At 67.1% G+C, this 19,849-nt stretch carries 24 protein-coding genes; 13 read left to right on the top strand and 11 right to left on the bottom strand.

From position 1 onward, the window contains the following. Nucleotides 1-99 precede the first annotated feature (99 nt). From pgl to KK7_RS0106480, 9 genes are all read left to right on the top strand, one after another. Nucleotides 100-807, top strand: coding sequence for a 6-phosphogluconolactonase (gene pgl, locus KK7_RS0106520; protein WP_010543834.1), 708 nt, complete (start codon nucleotides 100-102; stop codon nucleotides 805-807). Further along, complete coding sequence (edd, locus tag KK7_RS0106515) at nucleotides 808-2,631, top strand: phosphogluconate dehydratase (RefSeq protein WP_010543833.1); 1,824 nt, start codon at nucleotides 808-810, stop codon at nucleotides 2,629-2,631. 126 nt (nucleotides 2,632-2,757) lie between these two features. Then, nucleotides 2,758-3,726, top strand: coding sequence for a glucokinase (locus KK7_RS0106510; protein ID WP_010543832.1), 969 nt, complete (start codon nucleotides 2,758-2,760; stop codon nucleotides 3,724-3,726). 29 nt (nucleotides 3,727-3,755) lie between these two features. Next, complete coding sequence (gene eda / locus KK7_RS0106505; protein ID WP_040597909.1) at nucleotides 3,756-4,340, top strand: bifunctional 4-hydroxy-2-oxoglutarate aldolase/2-dehydro-3-deoxy-phosphogluconate aldolase; 585 nt, start codon at nucleotides 3,756-3,758, stop codon at nucleotides 4,338-4,340. 190 nt (nucleotides 4,341-4,530) lie between these two features. Further along, nucleotides 4,531-4,737, top strand: a complete 207-nt coding sequence (locus KK7_RS0106500) for a ParD-like family protein (protein ID WP_010543830.1) — start codon at nucleotides 4,531-4,533, stop codon at nucleotides 4,735-4,737. Between the two features lies 1 nt (nucleotide 4,738). Then, nucleotides 4,739-5,506, top strand: coding sequence for a type I methionyl aminopeptidase (gene map, locus KK7_RS0106495; RefSeq protein ID WP_010543829.1), 768 nt, complete (start codon nucleotides 4,739-4,741; stop codon nucleotides 5,504-5,506). 128 nt (nucleotides 5,507-5,634) lie between these two features. Further along, on the top strand, nucleotides 5,635-5,805 hold the full coding sequence (locus tag KK7_RS23150) for a hypothetical protein (protein WP_193377997.1): 171 nt from the start codon (nucleotides 5,635-5,637) through the stop codon (nucleotides 5,803-5,805). Further along, nucleotides 5,802-6,113 carry an antitoxin Xre/MbcA/ParS toxin-binding domain-containing protein gene (locus KK7_RS20235; protein WP_010543828.1) on the top strand — a complete coding sequence of 104 codons (312 nt, stop codon included), beginning with the start codon at nucleotides 5,802-5,804 and terminating at the stop codon, nucleotides 6,111-6,113. The genes KK7_RS23150 and KK7_RS20235 overlap by 4 nt, the downstream gene beginning before the upstream one ends. Nucleotides 6,114-6,121: 8 nt before the next feature. Beyond that, nucleotides 6,122-6,301: a hypothetical protein gene (locus KK7_RS0106480; RefSeq protein ID WP_010543827.1), complete on the top strand. Its 180-nt coding sequence runs from the start codon at nucleotides 6,122-6,124 to the stop codon at nucleotides 6,299-6,301. Nucleotides 6,302-6,311: 10 nt separating this feature from the next. Here the strand turns inward: KK7_RS0106480 and KK7_RS0106475 are convergent, their stop codons facing one another. The 9 genes from KK7_RS0106475 to fabD form a co-directional block, all read right to left on the bottom strand. After that, nucleotides 6,312-6,779, bottom strand: a complete 468-nt coding sequence (locus KK7_RS0106475; protein ID WP_010543826.1) for a YaiI/YqxD family protein — start codon at nucleotides 6,777-6,779, stop codon at nucleotides 6,312-6,314. Between the two features lie 85 nt (nucleotides 6,780-6,864). After that, nucleotides 6,865-8,475 (bottom strand): S10 family peptidase, encoded by a 1,611-nt coding sequence (locus KK7_RS0106470; RefSeq protein WP_010543825.1) that lies wholly within the window; start codon nucleotides 8,473-8,475, stop codon nucleotides 6,865-6,867. Nucleotides 8,476-8,556: 81 nt separating this feature from the next. After that, complete coding sequence (mltG, locus tag KK7_RS0106465; protein WP_010543824.1) at nucleotides 8,557-9,573, bottom strand: endolytic transglycosylase MltG; 1,017 nt, start codon at nucleotides 9,571-9,573, stop codon at nucleotides 8,557-8,559. Nucleotides 9,574-9,576: 3 nt separating this feature from the next. After that, nucleotides 9,577-10,836 carry a beta-ketoacyl-ACP synthase II gene (gene fabF, locus KK7_RS0106460; RefSeq protein ID WP_010543823.1) on the bottom strand — a complete coding sequence of 420 codons (1,260 nt, stop codon included), beginning with the start codon at nucleotides 10,834-10,836 and terminating at the stop codon, nucleotides 9,577-9,579. A gap of 136 nt (nucleotides 10,837-10,972) precedes the next feature. Continuing rightward, nucleotides 10,973-11,221: an acyl carrier protein gene (locus tag KK7_RS0106455; RefSeq protein ID WP_010543822.1), complete on the bottom strand. Its 249-nt coding sequence runs from the start codon at nucleotides 11,219-11,221 to the stop codon at nucleotides 10,973-10,975. A gap of 100 nt (nucleotides 11,222-11,321) precedes the next feature. Beyond that, entirely contained in the window at nucleotides 11,322-11,855 is a 534-nt protein-coding gene (locus KK7_RS0106450) for a hypothetical protein (RefSeq protein WP_010543821.1), read from the bottom strand. Nucleotides 11,856-11,889: 34 nt separating this feature from the next. Further along, nucleotides 11,890-12,630: a 3-oxoacyl-[acyl-carrier-protein] reductase gene (gene fabG / locus KK7_RS0106445; protein WP_010543820.1), complete on the bottom strand. Its 741-nt coding sequence runs from the start codon at nucleotides 12,628-12,630 to the stop codon at nucleotides 11,890-11,892. A gap of 16 nt (nucleotides 12,631-12,646) precedes the next feature. Beyond that, entirely contained in the window at nucleotides 12,647-13,063 is a 417-nt protein-coding gene (locus KK7_RS0106440) for a GxxExxY protein (RefSeq protein ID WP_010543819.1), read from the bottom strand. Nucleotides 13,064-13,094: 31 nt separating this feature from the next. Next, nucleotides 13,095-14,030, bottom strand: a complete 936-nt coding sequence (fabD, locus tag KK7_RS0106435) for an ACP S-malonyltransferase (protein WP_010543818.1) — start codon at nucleotides 14,028-14,030, stop codon at nucleotides 13,095-13,097. A gap of 235 nt (nucleotides 14,031-14,265) precedes the next feature. On the opposite strand from fabD, the gene rpsF reads away from it, so the two are divergent. The 4 genes from rpsF (at nucleotide 14,266) to KK7_RS0106415 (ending at nucleotide 17,578) form a co-directional block, all read left to right on the top strand. After that, entirely contained in the window at nucleotides 14,266-14,640 is a 375-nt protein-coding gene (gene rpsF, locus KK7_RS0106430; RefSeq protein ID WP_010543817.1) for a 30S ribosomal protein S6, read from the top strand. A gap of 13 nt (nucleotides 14,641-14,653) precedes the next feature. Next, the gene (gene rpsR / locus KK7_RS0106425; protein ID WP_010543816.1) at nucleotides 14,654-14,878 is read left to right on the top strand and encodes a 30S ribosomal protein S18; all 225 of its coding nucleotides are present in this window, start codon (nucleotides 14,654-14,656) and stop codon (nucleotides 14,876-14,878) included. A gap of 11 nt (nucleotides 14,879-14,889) precedes the next feature. Continuing rightward, nucleotides 14,890-15,483 (top strand): 50S ribosomal protein L9, encoded by a 594-nt coding sequence (gene rplI, locus KK7_RS0106420; RefSeq protein WP_010543815.1) that lies wholly within the window; start codon nucleotides 14,890-14,892, stop codon nucleotides 15,481-15,483. 136 nt (nucleotides 15,484-15,619) lie between these two features. Further along, nucleotides 15,620-17,578, top strand: a complete 1,959-nt coding sequence (locus KK7_RS0106415; protein ID WP_083836044.1) for a potassium transporter Kup — start codon at nucleotides 15,620-15,622, stop codon at nucleotides 17,576-17,578. A gap of 59 nt (nucleotides 17,579-17,637) precedes the next feature. Here the strand turns inward: KK7_RS0106415 and KK7_RS0106410 are convergent, their stop codons facing one another. Both KK7_RS0106410 and KK7_RS0106405 read right to left on the bottom strand, forming a co-directional pair. After that, complete coding sequence (locus tag KK7_RS0106410; protein WP_010543813.1) at nucleotides 17,638-19,149, bottom strand: SulP family inorganic anion transporter; 1,512 nt, start codon at nucleotides 19,147-19,149, stop codon at nucleotides 17,638-17,640. Beyond that, nucleotides 19,146-19,841, bottom strand: a complete 696-nt coding sequence (locus KK7_RS0106405) for a carbonic anhydrase (RefSeq protein WP_010543812.1) — start codon at nucleotides 19,839-19,841, stop codon at nucleotides 19,146-19,148. Before KK7_RS0106405 ends, KK7_RS0106410 begins: the two co-directional genes overlap by 4 nt. Between the last annotated feature and the right edge of the window lie 8 nt (nucleotides 19,842-19,849).

The raw sequence follows: 19,849 nt of genomic DNA, 5'->3' as shown, positions 1-19,849 counted from the left end.
GCGCAGCCCCATGCTGCGAACCAGCGACCCCATCCCCATATCGGACCCGCGCGGCCGCCTGGCCGTTGACGCGGTCCCACCGAAATTCAAGGAGCTTACATGACGACCGAAATCGAATGGTGGGACTATGACGACGCCGCCGAAATGGGCGATGCGCTCGCCGGCGACGTCCAGTTCATCATCGAAAGCGCGATCGACGCGCGCGGTGCCGCGGTCATCGCGCTTGCCGGCGGCCGCACCCCCGGCCCGATCTACGCCAAGCTGAGCAAGGCCAAGCTCGACTGGAAGCGCGTGACGATCATCCCCACCGACGATCGCATCGTGCCGATGGGCGATCCGATGTCGAACGTGACCGGCCTCGCCAAGGTGTTCCTGCCGCTCGGCGCGCGGGTGATCCCGGTCGTCAGCGAGAAGGCCGACGACTACAAGGCCGCGGGCCGCGCGGCGGACGCACGCCTGCAGGACTTCCACTGGCCGCTCGACCTCTGCCTGCTCGGCATGGGCGCCGATGGCCATACCGCCTCGATCTTCCCCGGCCCGGACCTCGCTGAAGCGCTTACGGGGCCCAAGGAGCGCCGCGCGCTGGGCGTGATGCCCGACCCGCTGCCGCCCGAGGCCCCCGTCGCCCGCGTGTCGCTGTCGCTCGCCGCGATCGTCTCGGCCCGCGCGCTGATGATCGCGATCACCGGCCAGGAAAAGAAGGACGTGCTGGAGCGCGCCATTGCCGAAGGCGCCGGCTCGACCCTGCCGATCGGCCGCGTGCTGGCCGAAACCGAACTACCCGTCGACATCCACTGGAGCGTCTGAATGACCACCCTCCACGCCGAAATCGCCGCCGTCACCGATCGCGTCATCGAGCGATCCAAGGCGGGCCGTGCTGCCTATCTGGCGCTGATCCAGCGCGAGCGCGAGTCGGGCAATGATCGGCCGAAGCTCGGCTGCGCCAACCTCGCCCACGCCTATGCCGGCACCGAGGAGCAGCGCGACGTGCTGAAGGCGGGCAACCGCATGAACATCGGCATCGTCACCGCGTACAACGACATGCTCTCGGCCCATGCGCCCTATTATCGCTATCCCGAGCAGATGAAGGTCTGGGCGATGGAAGCCGGGGCCACCGCACAGGTGGCGGGCGGCGTGCCGGCAATGTGCGACGGCGTGACCCAGGGCTATCAGGGCATGGAGCTCTCACTGTTCAGCCGCGACACCATCGCGATGTCGACCGCCGTATCGCTCAGCCACCGCGTGTTCGAAGGCGCGGCGCTGCTCGGCATCTGCGACAAGATCGTGCCGGGCCTGCTGATGGGGGCGCTGCGCTTCGGCCATCTGCCGATGGTGCTGATCCCCGGCGGCCCGATGCGTTCGGGCCTGCCCAACAAGGAAAAGGCCGCGGTCCGCGAGCGCTATGCCGAGGGCAAGGCGACCCGCGAGGAACTGCTGGACTCCGAAATCGCCGCCTATCACGGCAAGGGCACCTGCACCTTCTACGGCACGGCCAACTCCAACCAGATGATGATGGAGGCGATGGGCCTGCACGTCCCCGGCTCGGCCTTCGCCAATCCCGGCACCAAGCTGCGCCAGGAACTGACCCGCCACGCCGTCCACCGTCTCGCCGAGATCGGCTGGAACGGCGACGACTATCGCCCGATCGGCCATGTCGTCGACGAACGCGCGATCGTGAACGCGGCGATCGTGCTGCTGGCGACCGGCGGTTCGACCAACCACCTGATCCACGTCCCCGCCTTCGCGCGGGCGGCCGGCATCACGATCGACTGGGACGATTTCGATCGCCTGTCGCGCGTCGTACCGCTGATGACGCGCGTCTATCCGAACGGGTCCGCGGACGTGAACCAGTTCGAGGATGCCGGCGGCCCGTCCTTCGTCATCAAGGAGCTGCTGCGCGCCGGGCTGATGCACGGCGATGCGCTAACCATCGCCAAGGACGGCATGGCCGCCTATGGCCGCAAGCCCGACATCGTCGAGGACGCGCTGGTCTGGACCGAGCATGGCGAGAAGAGCAACGACGAGAACATCGTCCGCACGGTCGAGACCGCCTTCTCCCCCGAGGGCGGCTTCCGCATCCTCAAGGGCAATATCGGCCGCGCCTGCATCAAGGTATCGGCGGTCGAGCGCGAGCGCTGGATCATCGAGGCCCCCGCCCGCGTCTTCTCGGACCAGCTGGAAGTGCTGGAGGCGTTCAAGGCCGGCGAACTGGAGCGCGACGTGATCGTCGTGGTCCGCTTCCAGGGCCCGCGCGCCAACGGCATGCCGGAGCTGCACAAGCTGACCCCCCAGCTGGGCGTTCTCCAGAACCGCGGCTTCAAGGTCGCCTTGGTCACCGACGGCCGCATGTCTGGCGCCAGCGGCAAGGTGCCGGCGGCGATCCATCTGTCGCCGGAAGCCCTGGGCGGCGGCCCGATCGGCAAGGTGCGCGACGGCGACATCCTCCGCCTCGATGCCGAGGCCGGTACGCTGGAAGCGCTGGTGCCCGCCGATGAGTGGGATGCGCGCGAGCATGCCGTCGCCCCGCCCCCGGCGACGGGCACCGGCCGCGAGCTGTTCGCGATGATGCGGCACTATTGCGACGAGGCCGAAAAGGGCGCGTCGGCGATGCTGCACGAAGCCGGCCTGTAAGTTTGTAACGCATGTAAATCACGCCCTACGACGCCCGCGGACTTTACATCCGCGCGGCGGACGGGAAGAAGGGCGGACGCTCACTGGCAACGTTGACAGGGGCGACAGAGAGAGGATCGGAATCGGATGGAAGTCGTCGCCGTCGACATTGGTGGCACCCACGCGCGCTTTGCCGTGGCGGAGGTGGCCGAGGGCCGCGTCGTTTCGATGAGCGAGCCGATCACCCAGAAGGTGGCCGAGCATCCGAGCCTGCAGCTGGCCTGGCGCGCGTTCGGCGAGCAGCTCGGCCGGCCCGTTCCCAAGGCTGCGGCGATCGCGGTTGCCTCGCCGATCAACGCCGATCTGATCAAGCTCACCAACAATCCCTGGATCATCCGTCCACCGCTGATCCCGGATCGGCTGGGCGCCGACGTGTGGACGATCGTCAACGACTTCGAGGCGATCGGCCATGCCGTCGCCCAGCTGGACGATTCGGATTTCCTCCACCTCTGCGGACCCGAGACGCCGCTGCCCGACAAGGGCTCGATCACCGTCTGTGGCCCCGGCACCGGTCTCGGCGTCGCGCAGGTGTTCCGTCACCGCGGCGGCTACCACATCATCGCGACCGAAGGCGGCCATAGCGATTTCGCCCCGCTCGACGCGATCGAGGACGCGATGGTGAAGCGCCTGCGCCGCACCTATCAGCGCGTCTCCAAGGAGCGCATGGTCGCCGGCCCGGCGATTGTCTCGATCTACGAGACGCTGGCCGATCTGGAGGGCGTCCCCGTTCCCCGCCTGGACGACAAGGCGATCTGGACGCTCGCGCTGGAGGGCAAGGACAGCCTGGCCGTGGCCGCACTCGATCGCTTCTGCCTCAGCCTCGGCGCGGTGGCGGGCGACCTTGCCCTCGCCCATGGGCCCACGGCGGTGGTGATCGCCGGCGGTCTGGGCTTGCGCCTGAAGGACCATCTGCTGCAATCGGGGTTCGGCGAGCGATTCGTCGCCAAGGGGCGCTTCCGCTCCCTGATGGCGACGATCCCCGTCAAGCTGATCACCCATCCCCAGCCGGGCCTGTACGGCGCAGCCGCCGCCTTCGCCCAGGAGCATGCACAGTGAGCGAACCCCGCCTTTCGATCGAAGCCATCATGCGCACCGCACCCGTCATCCCGGTGCTGGTGATCGACGACGCCGCCAAGGCGCGTCCGCTTGCCGAGGCACTGGTGAAGGGCGGCCTGCGCGTGCTCGAAGTGACGATGCGCACGCCTGCCGCACTCGACGCGATCCGCGAGATGAAGCAGGTCCCCGGCGCGATCGTCGGCGCCGGCACGGTGGTGAACACCCAGCAGTTCGAACAGGTGATGAAGGAGGATGCCGAGTTCATCGTCTCCCCCGGCCTCACCGAGCGCCTTGGCGACGCGATCGTGAAGAGCGGCGTGCCCTATCTGCCGGGCACCGCCAATGCCGGTGACATCATGCGCGGGCTCGACCTCGGCCTCAGCCACTTCAAGTTTTTCCCGGCCGAAACCTCGGGCGGCCTCAAGGCGCTGAAGGCGCTCGCCGCGCCCTTCTACCAGGCGAAGTTCTGCCCCACCGGCGGCATCAGCCTGGCGAGCGCGCCGGAATGGCTGGCGTTCGACCCGGTGCTCTGCGTCGGCGGCAGCTGGATCGCCAGCGGCTCGCTCGAAGAGGTGGAAGCCAAGGCGCGTGAGGCGGCGGCGCTGGCGCGGTGACCCTCCTAAAGCCCCTCCCCTTCAGGGGAGGGGTTGGGGTGGGGCAGTGTCTCACCGAGACCAACAAATCGTCTGGCATCCCTCCACCCCAACCCCTCCTCCAAGGAGGAGGGGCTTGCTTTACCGCACCCTTGCCCCCGCTCAACATACGAATCATATACGCTCCGTATACCCACCCTCCGGAGCACCCATGGGCATCGTGAAAATCGCCGACGACCTGCACGAGGAGGCCCGCCGCGCCAGCGCGGTGATGTGCCGCTCGATCAACGCCCAGGCCGAATACTGGATGAAGATCGGCATGCTCGCCGAGGCGAACCCCACCCTCCCCTTTCACGAGATCGTCCGCCGTCAGCTGGCGGAGGCGCAGGTCGCCATCCCCCCGCGCGAAGCCGCCTGAGGTGATCAAGACCCCCCAGGAACTCGCGCTGATGCGCGAGGCCGGCCGCCTGCTCGCCCAGGTGTTCGAAATGCTCGACCGCACGCCCCTTGCCGGCATGTCGACGCTGGAGATCGACACGCTGGTCGACCGCTACATCACCGACGAGCTCCACGCCCGCCCCGCGAGCAAGGGCCAGTACGGCTATGGCTTCGTGCTCAACTGCTCGCCGAACGAAGTGGTCTGCCACGGTGTGCCCGATGCCGGCACGATCGTCCGCAACGGCGACATCCTCAACCTCGACATCACGCTGGAGAAGAATGGCTTCATCGCCGATTCGAGCAAGACCTATATGGTCGGCACCGTCTCGCCCCAGGCGCGGCGGCTGGTAAGGGTGACGCAGGAGGCGCTTTGGAAGGGCATCGCCCAGGTTCGCCCTGGTGCCACGCTCGGCGACATCGGCGCCGCGATCGAGCGCCACGCCAAGCAGCACGGCTATGCGGTGGTGCGCGATTATTGCGGCCACGGCATCGGCCGCGAAATGCATGAAGAGCCCTCGGTTCTCCATTTCGGCCGCCCCGGCACCGGCATGAAACTGCGCGAGGGCATGACCTTCACGATCGAGCCGATGCTCAACCAGGGCACGCGCAAGGTGACGACGCTCGACGACGGCTGGACGGTGGTTACCAACGACCGGAAGCTCTCGGCCCAGTTCGAGCATACCGTGGCGGTGACGGCGGACGGCGTCGAGGTACTCACCCTGCGCGAGGGCGAACGGGCGCTGGCCTAGGCTCCGACCGGCTCGCCGGTTGTGAAACGAAGGCGCTGACCCCATATCATATCCATCGCCGGCTTTCGATCCGTAAGCGCCGGCGGCTGGGTCCATCATGTTCTCGCTTGCGCCGCACGGGTTTGTCCATGGATCTCGCCTATCTCGTTTCCCGGTACCAGAACTCCGTACGCCGCGCCTCGAGTGCGGCCTGCGTCGCGTCGCGCGCGTCGCATCGCGCCCTTGCCGCCGCCTATGCCCGCCGCATCCAGGAATGGCAGCGCCTCCACGGCACCGCCGATCTGGCGATCGCCGCATGAGCGGCGCGATCACCCGGCTCGAAGTCGGCGCGACCTCGGACGAGGGCGACCGCCGGCGCTTCCGCGGCGCGGTGCGGAGCAAGCTCGCGCCCGAGGTCATCGCGCGCCAGTCGCGCATCGCCCTGCTTGCCTTTCAGCGCTTTCCCGATCGCGCGGCGGCGCTCGCCTTCCTCAACAGCGTGGATGAGGCGCTGGGCGGGCGTCCGATCGACATCGCCAGCACGAGCGAAGCCGGTGCCGAGCGTATCGCCGCAGCCCTGCGCGAGCGCGATTCCGCCGCTATGTCCCCGGAGCCGACAATCGGCTAACAGACGCCATGGCCGAACGCTTCGAACGACACCGCCAGCCCTGGCGCCCCGATGAGCTGCAGAAGCTCCACACCCTCGCCAAGAAGGGCATGCCGCTGCGCGCGATCGCCAAGGCGCTGACCCGCAGCGAGGAATCGGTGAAGGAACGCGCCAAGCTCGACGGGCTGTCGATCGCCAAGCTGCACTAGGCGCCCGTCCTCAGCCGAGCGCGCGCTTCGCCTGGACGATCGCCGTATCGAGCGCGGACAGGAAGCGCGATCGGTCTTCCTTGCCGAACGGCGGCGGGCCGCCGATGCGATCGCCGCCTGCCCGCAGATCTGCCATGATCGCGCGCACCGCTACCGCATTGCCGATCGAACTGCTGGTGAACGGCTTGCCATTGGGCGAGAGCACCGCCGCCGCCCCCGCCTTCAGGCAGCGATCGGCCAGCAGGATGTCGGCGGTGACCACCACCGCGCCGGCATCGACATGCTCGGCGATCCAGTCGTCCGCGGCGTCGAAGCCGTCGCTCACCACCACACGGGCGATCAACGGATGCTGCGGCACGCGCAGATGCGCGTTGCTCACCAGCGTCACCGGCACCTCCAGCCGCCAGGCGACCTTGTAGATTTCGTCCTTTACCGGGCAGGCATCGGCGTCGACCAGGATGTGCGGGCGGGTCGTCATGCGCCCGCCCTGCCACAGTCCCGGCCCGAACGCGACCGGCTCCGGCACACGCACGCCATGCGCGCGCCGAAGATCCGCCCGGGCCTCAGTTCTGCGCGGCCTTTGCGCCAGCGCGCGCCGGCAGCGTGCTCGATGCGGCGGTGCGCAGTGCCTCGTCATACCAGGCCGCCAGATCGCGGTGCATCTGCGGCATGGTGTTCGGGTTCAGATACACCATGTGGCCTGCGTCATAATAGGTGAAGCGGATGTTCTTCTGCAGCTGCGGATCGAGCAGCATGTGGCTGACATCGAACTCGGCGCCGTAGAAGGGCGTGGCGAAGTCGTAATAGCCGTTCATGAACAGCACCTTCAGATACGGATTGGTCCGCATCGTATAGGCGAGGTCGACGGCGCTGTTGGGGGCGAGATGGGTACCGCTGTCGTCCGGCGCGCGGTGCTTCCAGTCCCAGTCGAAGCCGGGGCCGCGCGCGGTCATGCGATAGGGCATGTCCGTCTTGTAGCCGAGCACGCGCGTCGCATAGTCCTGGAACGTCGCGACGAACGCGCCGGTGACGGCGGTGGACGAAGGATCGTCGGTCGGGCTGTCGGCATTGGCATCGGTCACGTTCAGCAGATAGCGCGAATCGAGCCGGCCCACCGCCAGGCGGCGATCGCGCAGCAGCTCGGTCTGGAAGCGCGGCAACGTCAGGCGCAGGTCGGCGCGCAGGATATAGGCCTCGCTGATGCCGGTGTACTCGGACATCTTCTTCGCGACCGCCGCCTTTTCCTCGGCCGAAATGGTCGATCCCTTGGCCAGCGCCGCCGCATAGGGCCCGCTGGTGAAGGCGCGGACCTCGCCCATGAAGGTCGGCAGGTCGGCCGGGCGGTTCTGCAGCCGGTTATGGTACCAGGCCGTCGCCGCCATGGTCGGGAACAGGGTCAGGAAATTCTGATCGTAGCCCGGCTGGCGCACGCCATAGTTCATGATGGTGGAGAATTGGACCATGCCGTTCAGGCTCAGCCCCGCATCCTCCAGCTTCGCGGCGACGACCGGATTGCGGAGCGTGCCATAGCTTTCGCCGAACAGGAATTTCGGGGAAGGCCAGCGATCGAACTTGCTGGTGTAGCGCAGGATGGCGCGGGCAAAGCCGTCGGCATCCTGGTCGACGCCCCAGAAATCCTTGCCGGTCTTGTCCCCCAGCGGCCGCGACCAGCCGGCACCGAGCGCATCGATGAAGACGAGGTCGCTCTTGTCGATCAGCGAATCCGGGTTGGGGCCGAAGCCATAGGGCGCCGGGCGGATATATTCGGGGTTGGCGGTGGTGACGCGCACCGGCGCGAAGCTGCCCATGTGCAGCCAGATCGTCGGCGAACCCGGCCCGCCATTGTAGAAGAAGGTCACCGGCCGCTGCTCGCGGGCGGACCCGTCGCGGGTATAGGCGGTGTAGAAATAGGAGGCGGTCGGCTTGCCGTCGTCGTCGCGAATGGTGAGCGTGCCGGCGGTGGCGGTATAGGCGATGCGCTGCCCGCCGACGGTGACCGCCCCGTGGCTGACGGCCGCTGCTTCCTCGACCGAAGGCTTGGCCCAGGCGGCCTCCGCCTCGGCCTTCATCTGCTCGCGATGGTCGCCCTTGGCGGCGGCGTCCTTGGGCTTTTCCTGCGCCCAGGCCGGGCTGGTGGTAACGAGCAACAACGACAGCAAGGCAGCACGGCGCATTCGGCGATTCCCCCGGAAATGGTTACACGGGAGACTTTGTTACATGGCGATGCGAGCGAAACAAGCGGCGATGACAGCCGCTTACATCTCGCCCCGGGCGCGGCGCAGGGCGTACCACTTCGCCACATTGGCCTGATGCTGCTGATAGGTCTCGGCGAAGACATGGCCCCCGGTCCCGTCGGCCACGAAATACAGCGCTTTGGAATCCGCCGGATGCAGCACCGCGTCGATCGAGGCGCGCCCCGGATTGGCGATCGGCCCCTCGGGCAGGCCGCGCATCGTGTAGGTGTTGTAGCCGTTCCTCGCGCGCAGCTCCGATTGCAGGATGCGGCGACCGAGCGGCTTGCCCTTGGTGATCGGATAGATGATCGTCGGATCGGCCTGAAGCGGCATGCCCGCCTTGAGCCGGTTGGCATAGACCGCGGCAACCGTGGTGCGCTCGGCCGGCTTGCCGGTTTCCTTCTCGACGATCGAGGCGAGGATGATCGCCTCGCGCGGGGTGGTCATCGCCAGCCCCTTGTCCCGCTCTGCCCAGGCCTTGGCGAGATAAGCGGTCATCGCCTTCTGCATCCGCGCCAGCACCGCGGCCCGCGGCTCGTCGCGGACATAGGCATAGCTGTCGGGCAGCACCGATCCCTCGACGGGCGTCTCGACCTCGCCGGTCAGCCCCGGCGCCTTCAGCAAGGCCTCGGCAACAAGGACCGAGGGCATGCCTTCCGGCACCGTCACCAGCCGCTGCCGTGTCTTGCCCTGCTGCAGCATTTCGAGGATCTGGCGCGCACTCGTGCCGGGCGCGATGCGATACTCGCCGGCGCGAATCGTGCCGTCCTCACCGAGCAGCTTGGCGAAGGCAAGGAACAGCGGACGCGAGTGGATCGCACCGGCCTTTTCAAGCTGGCCCGCCGCGCGCGACAACGTAGCGCCCTCGGGCACGGCGACACTCAGTTCCTTGGTGGCCGGCCCCGGGCCCGCCCAGAGCCACCAGCCGCCGCCGAGCGCGCAGACTGCCAGCGCCGCGGCGATCAGCAGGACGCGCGGCCCCCGGCGCCGGCGCGCGGGCGCACGGCGACGGGAACGGGAGCGCGCGTCCTGCGGCATGGCTCAGAGCGCCTTCATCACCAGGCTGGCATTGGTGCCGCCGAATCCGAACGAGTTGTTCAGCACGGCCTTCACCTTCCGCTCCTTGGCGACGTGCGGCACAAGGTCGACGCCCGCGCAATTCTCGCTCGGATTGTCGAGGTTGAGCGTCGGCGGGACGATCTGGTCGCGCAGCGCCAGAATGCAGAAAATGCTCTCCACCGCACCGGCGCCGCCGAGCAGGTGGCCGATCGCCGACTTGGTCGAGCTCATCGACAGACCGCCGAGCGCATCGCCGAACAGGCGGCGCACCGCGCCGAGCTCCAGCTCGTCACCCATCGGGGTCGAGGTGCCGTGCGCGTTGATGTAATCGATGTCCTCGAGCGCGAGGCCGGACTTGCGCACCGCCATCTGCATCGAGCGGAACGCGCCCGAGCCTTCGGGATGCGGCGCGGTCACGTGATAGGCGTCGCCCGACAGGCCGTAGCCCACCACTTCGGCATAGATCTTGGCGCCGCGGCGCTTGGCATGCTCATATTCCTCGAGCACGACCACGCCCGCACCCTCGCCCATCACGAAGCCGTCGCGGCCCTGGTCCCAGGGGCGGCTCGCCTTGGTGGGATCGTCGCGGAAGCCGGTGGAAAGCGCGCGCGCCTGGCCGAAGCCGGCGATACCGATCGGGCAGACGGTGCTTTCCGCGCCGCCGGCCAGCATGATGTCGGCATCGTCCATCGCGATCATCCGCGCGGCGTCGCCGATCGAGTGTGCGCCGGTCGAGCAGGCGGTGACCACCGCATGGTTCGGGCCCATCAGGCCGTACTTGATCGAGACCTGGCCCGAAATGAGGTTGATCAGGCGGCCATGGACGAAGTGCGGCGAAACGCGCTTCGGGCCCTTTTCATGGAGCACGAGCGATTCGCTCTCGATGCCCGGCAGACCGCCGATGCCCGACCCGATCGAGCAGCCGGCGCGAAATCGCATTTCTTCGGGCATGTCGGTCAGGCCGGCATCCTCGATCGCCTGGCCGGCGGCATCGATGCCGAAGACGATGAAGGGATCGACCTGGCGCTGGATCTTGTGATCGACGCGCTTGCCCGCATCGAAGCCATATTCATGGTCGGCCGGCTTCACTTCGCAGGCATAGTTGCTCTGGAAATCCGTCGCATCGAACTTGGTGATCGTGCCCGCGCCGGACTTGCTGGCGAGGATGTTCTTCCAGGCGGTTTCGACATCGGCCCCCAGCGGGGTGACGAGGCCCAGGCCGGTCACGACTACGCGGCGCATGGCAGTTCTCCAGTCAATTTCAGTTCGGTTCATTCGTAATACAAAACGGCTCCCCGTCCGCATCGCCAGAGGCACGGGACGGGAAGCCGCCTAGTCGCAATTCCGGCCCATCCGGGCTGGTATCGCCGTTCGAGCGTCAGCCCTGCTGATGCTCGGAGATGTAGGCAACGGCGTCGCCGACGGTGCTGATCTTCTCCGCGGCGTCGTCCGGGATCTCGACCCCGAACTCTTCCTCGAAGGCCATCACCAGCTCGACGATGTCGAGGCTGTCCGCGCCGAGGTCATCGGTGAAGCTCGCGGTCGGCACCACGTCCTTGGCGTCGACGCCCAGATGGTCGACAACGAGCGCCTGCACGCGGGTGGTGATCTCTTCCTGGTTGGCCATGGTCCCTGTTTTCCTTTGTGATGGGGCTCTGAATCCGTTTTCCCGCACCTAGAATGCCGCCGTGGCGGTTGCAAGAGGGAGCCGCAAGGGCCCCGTCCCGCTATCGGGAAAAGTCGGCTGAAGCATATTCCAGCGTGTTGAGAAACGCAAAATATTGCGCGAGCAGCTGTGCATTGGCCCGGGTCTGCTGCGCTTCGTCGGTCACGGCAGCGCGGATCAGATCCTGCGTCGCCTTCGGCGTCAGCGGCTTGCGACGCACCTCGTCGGGCAGCGCGGCGAACTGCTGGTCGAGCGCGGCGGGGTCGAAGCCCTTGGCCTTCACCACGCGCCTGGCGACCGGCAGGCCGATATCGGCAAGGGCATAGACGCCCGAGGCCGAGGCCGAAGCACCGCTCCAGCCGCGTTCGTTGGCGCACGCGGTGGTGGCATCGTTGAGCCCGCGGGTCACCGCCGGATCATAGCTCGGCCGCTGGCCGGGATTGGCAAGGTTGCGCTCGACATTGGCGGCGAGCTGCGCCTTCACGGCCGCATCGAGCTTCTGCCCGACACAGCCGATCGACGCCGGATCCGCCGGGGCCGCAAGGGCCGGGGTCGCGAACGCAAGTACAAATGCAGTGGCAAGCACCAGACGCATATTCTTCCTACTCCACGCCCCCCGGCCTCTCGGCTTACAGCATCGCCATCCCGCCGTTCACATGCAAGGTCTGACCCGTCACATAAGACGCTTCCTTGCTGGCGAGATAGACGACCGCCGCACCGATATCCTCGCCCTCGCCCAGCTTTCCGGCAGGAATACGGCCGAGCAGCGCCTCTTTCTGCGCATCCGGCAGAACGTCCGTCATCGCCGACCGGATGAAGCCCGGCGCAACGCAGTTGACGGTGATGTTGCGGCTGGCAAGCTCCTGCCCCAGCGCCTTGGACATGCCGACCAGGCCGGCCTTGGACGCGGCATAGTTGGCCTGCCCCGGATTGCCGGTGGCGCCGACCACCGAGGTGATCGAGATCATCCGGCCGAAGCGCGCCTTCATCATCGGCTTGGCGGCGGCGCGCATCAGGCGGAACGCGGCTTCCAGATTGACCTGGATCACCTGCTCCCACTCCTCGTCCTTCATCCGCATCGCCAGGTTGTCGCGGGTGACGCCGGCATTGTTGACGAGGATGTCGAGCCTGCCGCCCAGCGCTTCCACCGCCTGCGGCACCAGCGCGTCGACCGCGGCGCGATCGGAAAGGTTGCAGGTCAGCGCGACATGCTCGCCGCCCAGGCCGGCGCGGAACGCCTCCAGCTTCTCGGCATTGGAGCCCGATACGGCGAGCTTCGCGCCCTGCGCGGCCAGCGCCTTGGCGATCGCCGAACCTATGCCGCCCGAAGCGCCGGTAACGAGCGCGGTCATGCCTGTGAGATCGAACATCGAAAGCTAGTCCTCTTTATTTGTTCACGCGAAGGCGCGAAGACGCGAAGGGTTCATGGCCATTTACGACCCGGCGAAGGCCCTCTTTGAGCGTTTCACCACCAAAATTGATCAGCAGCCCCAGCGGCTGCTTGAGTAGGCGAAGGTATGTAAGCACCTGCTTCGCATGGACGGGCGCGAGACGTTCGACCGATTTAATCTCGACCAAAAGGCAGCGATCGACCATCAAATCGGCGCGGAACGCGCCCTGAAAATGCAAGCCGTCAAACTCTATGTCGATCGGACACTGCTGAACGACGTGATGCCCCCGCTCGACAAGCTTTGCGGCCAGAATCGCCTCGTAGACGCTTTCCAGCAGCCCAGGCCCAAGCGCCATGTGCAGCTTGATCGATGCATCGATGATGTCGGCTGCAATCGCCTCGACGTCCTGCATCTTCGCGTCTTCGCGCCTTCGCGTGAAAAAATCAAAGCACCTTAACCAGCGCCTCGATATCGTCCATGCTCACGACGCTGGTCACGGTGGCATCCGGGCTGATCCGCTTGACCATGCCGCCGAGCACCTTGCCGCCCAGCTCCACGAATTCGTGCACGCCGCCATCGAACATCGCCGCCACCGATTCGCGCCAGCGCACCATGCCCGTCACCTGCTCCACCAGCAGCGTGCGGATCGTCGCCGGATCCGCCACCGGCGCCGCCGTCACATTGGCATAGACCGGTACCAGCGGCGCCTGGATCGCCACCTCGGCCAGCGCCTTCTCCATCGCGTCCGCCGCCGGCTGCATCAGCGGGCAGTGGAACGGCGCCGAGACCGGCAGCAGCAGCGCGCGCTTGGCGCCATGTCCCTTGGCGATCGCCACCGCGCGCTCGATCGCGCCGCGCGCGCCCGAGATCACCACCTGGTGCGGGTCATTGTCGTTGGCGACGGTGCATACCTCGCCCTCAGCCGCCGCATCGGCGATCGCCTGGGCCTTGACGAGATCGGCGCCGAGCAGCGCGGCCATCGCGCCCTCGGCCACCGGCACTGCCGACTGCATCGCATCGCCGCGCTTGCGCAACAGCTTCGCCGTGGTCGAAAGGTCCAGCGCGCCCGCGGCACAGAGCGCGGTGTACTCGCCCAGCGAATGACCGGCGACGAAATCGGCTTTGTCGGCCAGGCGGATGCCGCCTTCCTTTTCCAGCACGCGCAGCACCGCGATGGCATTGGCCATGATCGCCGGCTGGGCATTGGCGGTGAGCGTCAGGTCGCTATCGGGCCCTTCGCTCATCAGCTTGAATAGATGCTGCCCGAGCGCCTCGTCGACTTCCTGGAACACCTCGCGCGCGGCGGGGCTCGCCTCGGCCAGCGCCTTGCCCATGCCGACGGCCTGACTGCCCTGGCCCGGGAAAATGAATGCGCGCATCTTGGCTCCTCTGTAGCGAACGCTTCTATAATGGCGGCGGCCGTTAGAGCCGAATGGCGAGGCGATGCAAGCCCAGCGCGCCGAACGGGCTTGCCTTTACCCCCGAACTGCGTGTAAGGGCACCCGATCGGAGCGGAGCAGCAATGCGCCCGCTCCGTTTGTTTTATCGAGACGACAGCCGGAGGGGCGCGCGCATGGGGCGGCGTCAGCGATCGGCCAACATGGAAGAGAACGAATGGCTCTGTACGAGCATGTGTTCCTTGCGCGCCAGGATCTGGCACAGGCGCAAGTGGACGCGCTGGCGGAAACCGCCACCAAGATCGTCGAAGACAACAACGGCAAGGTCGTCAAGACCGAGACCTGGGGTCTTCGCAGCCTGGCCTATCGCATCGCGAAGAACCGCAAGGCGCACTATGTCATGCTCGAAATCGACGCGCCGGCAGGCGTGGTCGCCGAGCTGGAGCGCCAGACGCAGATCAACGAAGACGTGATCCGCTACATGACCGTCAAGGTTGACGGCCACGAGCAGGGCCCGTCGGTGATGATGCGCAAGGGTGACCGCGAGCGTCGTGGTCGTCGCGAGCGCGACGGCGGTTTCGACGGCGAATAAGGAGCGATAGACCATGGCACGACCGTTTTTCCGCCGCCGCAAGAGCTGCCCCTTCTCCGCGAAGGATGCGCCCCGGATCGATTACAAGGACGTCCGCCTGCTGCAGGGCTTCGTCTCCGAGCGCGGCAAGATCGTACCCTCGCGCATCACCTCGGTGAGCGCGAAGAAGCAGCGCGAGCTGGCCCAGGCCATCAAGCGCGCCCGTCACCTGGGCCTGCTGCCCTACATCGTTAAGTAAGGAGCGGATCCATGGAAGTCATTCTGCTGGAGCGCGTTGAGAAGCTCGGCCACATCGGCGACGTGGTGAAGGTGAAGGACGGCTTTGCCCGTAACTTCCTCCTGCCGCGCAAGAAGGCGCTCCGCGCCAACGAAGCCAACCGCAAGGTCTTCGAAGCCAATCGTGAGCGCATCGAAGCCGAGAACGCGACCCGTCGCGTCGAGGCCGAGAAGGAATCGAAGACGCTCGAGGGCGTTTCGGTGACCCTGATCCGTCAGGCGTCGAACACCGGCCAGCTGTACGGCTCGGTCGCGGTGCGCGACCTGGTCGACGTGCTGACCGCCGACGGCCACAAGGTCAACAAGGCGCAGATCGTGCTCGATCGCCCGATCAAGGCGATCGGCGTGTACGAAGTGCGCGTTGCGCTGCACCCGGAAGTCGCGGTGACCATCAAGGTCAACGTCGCACGTTCGCCGGAAGAAGCCGAGATGCAGGCGCAGGGCGTCGACGTCACGGCGGCGATGTTCGAGCGCGAAGAGACCGGCTTCACCGAGGATTATGATCCCAACGCCGAGCCGGGCGAGATCGCGACCGAAGCACCTGCCGCGGACGACGCGCAGGGCTGAGGCTCTCGAAAAGCACCAAGGCAGGGGGCCGTACCGAGCGATCGGTGCGGCCCTTTCCTTTCGGGGTATCGGAAACACGCCACACCTGTCCTGAAATCCACCGGTGGGACGGGCCCCTGGCCGCGTTGCCACTGGCATGCGAAAATCGGCAGGCGTACCGCGTGGCACCCCGAATCAGTCGGGGCGGAGACCTGTAGTGGAGCAGTCAGCGAGCGACGGGGCAGTCCCCGCGCATGCGCATCAGGAACGGTTCGCCGCGCTCGCGGTCGGCGCGATCGGCGTGGTCTTCGGCGACATCGGTACGTCGCCGCTCTATTCGCTCAAGGAAAGTTTCATCGGCCACCACCGGCTGGCCCTGGATCCGCCGCACATCTACGGTGTGCTGTCGCTGATCTTCTGGACGATGACGTCCATCGTCACGATCAAATATGTCGCGCTCATCCTGCGCGCCGACAATCGCGGCGAAGGCGGAAGCCTCGCGCTGCTGGCGCTGATCACGCGGAAGATGGACGATAGCCGCTGGCGGCTCGCCATCACGCTGACCGGGGTGATCGCCACGGCGCTGTTCTACGGCGATGCGATCATCACGCCGGCGGTGTCGGTGCTCTCGGCGGTGGAGGGCCTCACCACCGTGCAACAGGGGTTGGCCCCGCTGGTGCTGCCGGTGACGGTGGCGATCCTCGTCGCCCTGTTCGCCATCCAGGCGCGCGGCACGGCGGCGGTCGGCAAGCTGTTCGGACCGGTGATGCTGGTCTATTTCGCGGTGATCGCCATACTCGGCATCCGCGGCATCCTTGCCGCACCCGAGATCCTGTGGGCGCTGAACCCCTGGTACGCGGTGAAGTTCTTCACGCTGGATCCCGGCCTCGCCTTCCTGGCGCTGGGATCGGTGGTGCTCGCCGTGACGGGCGCTGAGGCCCTCTATGCCGATATGGGCCATTTCGGCCGCCGGGCGATCATGGTGTCGTGGCTCTACATCGCCTTCCCGTGCCTGATGCTCAACTATCTGGGCCAGTCGGCGGCGATCCTGCGCAACCCGGCGCTGATCGAGAACCCGTTCTTCCTGATGGCACCGGAATGGGGCCGCCTGCCGCTCGTCATCCTCGCCACCATGGCGACGGTGATCGCCAGCCAGGCGGTGATCTCGGGCGCCTTCTCCGTATCGCAGCAGGCGGTGCAGCTCGGTTTCCTGCCGCGTCTGCGCATCCTCCACACCAGCGCCAAGGCAGCCGGCCAGGTCTATGTGCCGCTGGTCAACTGGGGCCTGCTGGTGATGGTGGTGCTGCTGGCGCTCGGCTTCCGCAGCTCGAGCAACCTCGCCTCGGCCTATGGCATCGCGGTGACCGGCACGATGTTCATCACCGCCTGCATGCTGGGCGTGCTGACCTTCGCGGTGTGGAAATGGCATCCGCTGCTCGCGGGTACGGTCACCGGCATCTTCCTGCTGATCGACGGCGCCTATTTCGCCTCGAACATCACCAAGATCCCCGATGGCGGCTGGTTCCCGCTGCTCGTCGCGGCGGTCGCCTTCGTGCTGCTGACCACCTGGTCGCGCGGGCGCCGGCTGGTGCTGGCCCGGCTGCAGGAGGGGGCCATGCCGATCGCCCTGTTCATCCGCTCCGCCGCGCAGTCGGCCGCGCGGGTGAAGGGCACGGCGGTGTTCCTCACCTCCACGCCGGACAGCATTCCCCCTGCCCTGCTCCACAACCTGAAGCACAACAAGGTGCTGCACGAGCGCATCGTATTGCTGACCGTCGCGATCGAGCAGGTGCCGCATGTGGTGGGCAAGGAATGCACCTCGATGGAGGCACTGGGCGAAGGCTTCTTCCGCGTGGTGCTGCACTATGGCTTCATGGACGAGGTGGACGTGCCCGCGGCACTCGCCGCGATCCGCGATTGCGGTGCGCCGTTCCGGCCGATGGAGACCAGCTACTTCCTCGCCCGGCAGACGCTGCTGCCCTCGTCCCGGCCCGGCATGGCGATCTGGCGGGAGAAGCTGTTCGCCTGGATGGTCCGGAATGCGGAGAGCGCGATGGAGTTCTTCAAGCTCCCGACCAATCGCGTGGTCGAGCTGGGCAGCCAGCTGGAGATCTGAACAAAAAAAGGGGCGACTTGCCGATGGCAAGCCGCCCCAGGTCTTCGGGGTATGCTTCGTTAGCTGGCGAGCACGGCGGTCTTGCCGCCGGCCCCGCGCAATTCCACCGGCGATCCGCCCGCACGACGGCGCTGGAGCCAATCCTTCAGCAGCTCGGCGCAGCTGTGATCGACGGCGTCCAGCCGCGAGACGTCGAGCAGCACCGACTTGCCGCCGGGAACCGATTCGAGCCGATCGGAGAGCTTGGGCAGCGTGATGAAGGTCGCCGAACCCGCCAGCGCGATGCGGTGGGCACCGGCTTCCTCCTGCTGGTCGACCTTTAGGCCGAGCCGGCGAAGATTCGGCACCAGTTCGAGCAGCGAAAGCGCGATCCCGACCAGCACGCCGGTCAGCAGATCCTGCGTCACGACGAGCGCGCAGGTCACTGCCCAGATCGCTGCCGGCAGCACGCCGTACTGGGCGAACAGGTGGCGGACATGCTTGAGGTTGACGAGCTTCACACCGGTCACGACCAGCACCGCACCCAGCGCCGCCATCGGGATCTCGCGCAGCAGCCAGGGCAGCAGCGCGACGAAGCCGAGGATCCAGGCGCCGTGCAGCACCGCCGACCAGCGGGTCTGCGCGCCGGCCTGGACGTTGGCCGAGCTGCGGACGATGACGCCGGTCATCGGCAGAGCGCCGGCGACACCGCACAGCAGGTTGCCGATACCCTGTGCGCGCAGCTCCTTGTTGTAGTTGGTGCGAACGCCGTCGTGCATGCGATCGACCGCGGCGGCCGACAGCAGGGTCTCGGCGCTGGCGATGAAGGCAAGCGCGATCGCGGCGGTGATGACCTGCGGGTCCAGCCACTTGGCGAAGAAGCCGTTTTCCGGGAGCGCGATCGCCGAGACGATGTTCGACGGTACCGCGACCCGGGTCACGTCGAGGCCGAGGCTGAACGCCACCAGCGTCGCCGCAACCACGCCGACCAGCGCGCCGGGCACCAGCTTGACCGCGGCAGGCTTGAACTTGTCCCAGCCGATCATCGTGGCGATGGTCAGCAGGCCCAGGCCCAGCGCCATCTCGGCGGAGGCGAGGCTGGTGGAGAGGCCGAGCAGACGGCCGGGCATGGCCGACAGGTTGGCAAGGCCGTTGGACAGCGGCTTGGCATCGAACAGCACATGATACTGGCCGACCACGATCAGGATGCCGATGCCCGCCAGCATGCCGTGGACGACGGCGGGGGAAATCGCGCGGAACCAGCCGCCGACGCGCAACACACCGGCCACCACCTGGATGGCGCCGGCGAGGATGAGGATCGGGCCGAGCGCGGAAAGCCCCTGCTCGCGCACCAACTCGAACACGATGACGGCAAGACCCGCCGCAGGGCCGCTCACCTGGAGCGGGGAACCGGCGAGCAGGCCCACGACCAGGCCACCGATGATGCCGGTGACCAGGCCCTTTTCGGGCGGCACGCCCGAGGCGATGGCAATGCCCATGCACAGCGGCATGGCCACCAGGAACACGACGATGGACGCCGTGAAGTCGCGCACGAAGCTCTTCGGCTTCGGTGCTTCGGCGACCATGGTCATTCGGCTGCCTCCGCCAGCGCGACGTCGCGCGCGAGCCGCTGGCCGGCCGGCAGTGCGACCGGCATGGCACGATCCTCGCGGATCGGAACGAAGCGGCCGCTTTCGCCGTCCAGGCCCAGCACCATGCCCGCGCCGATATCGACGAACCAGCCGTGCAGCGCGATCTCGCCGCGCGCGATACCCGCCGCGACCGACGGATGGGTGCGCAGATGGGCGAGCTGTACGACCACGTTCTCCAGTGCCGCGGTGCGGACCTTGTCGGCCGCGTCCAGCTTGTCATAACCGCCGTCGACGACGCACTTGGCGGCGTGGCTGTGGCGCAGCCAGGCGGTGACGTTCGGCATGCCTTCCAGCATTTCCGGGTTCATCAGCGCCTTCATCGCGCCACAGTCCGAATGGCCGCAGACGATGATGTCGCGCACGCCCAGCGCCGCGACGGCATATTCCACCGTCGAGGAAACGCCGCCATTCTGGGTGGCGAAGGGCGGCACGATGTTGCCGGCGTTCCGGCAGACGAACAGGTCGCCGGGGTTCGCCTGGATGATGTGCTCCGGAACCACACGGGAGTCCGCGCAGGAGATCATCAGCGCCTTCGGGCTCTGCCCATGGGTGGCGAGCTTGGAATAGAGGGCGTGCTGGTTCGGGAAGACCTGCTTCTCGAAATCGACGACGCGTCCGATCACTTCGTTCACGGCTTGGC

Origin of the sequence: Sphingomonas elodea ATCC 31461, assembly GCF_000226955.1 — a bacterium.
Taxonomy (GTDB): Bacteria; Pseudomonadota; Alphaproteobacteria; order Sphingomonadales; family Sphingomonadaceae; genus Sphingomonas; species Sphingomonas elodea.
Note: the sequence above shows the minus strand (reverse complement) of the source record. Positions and strands in the feature narration are given on the sequence as shown.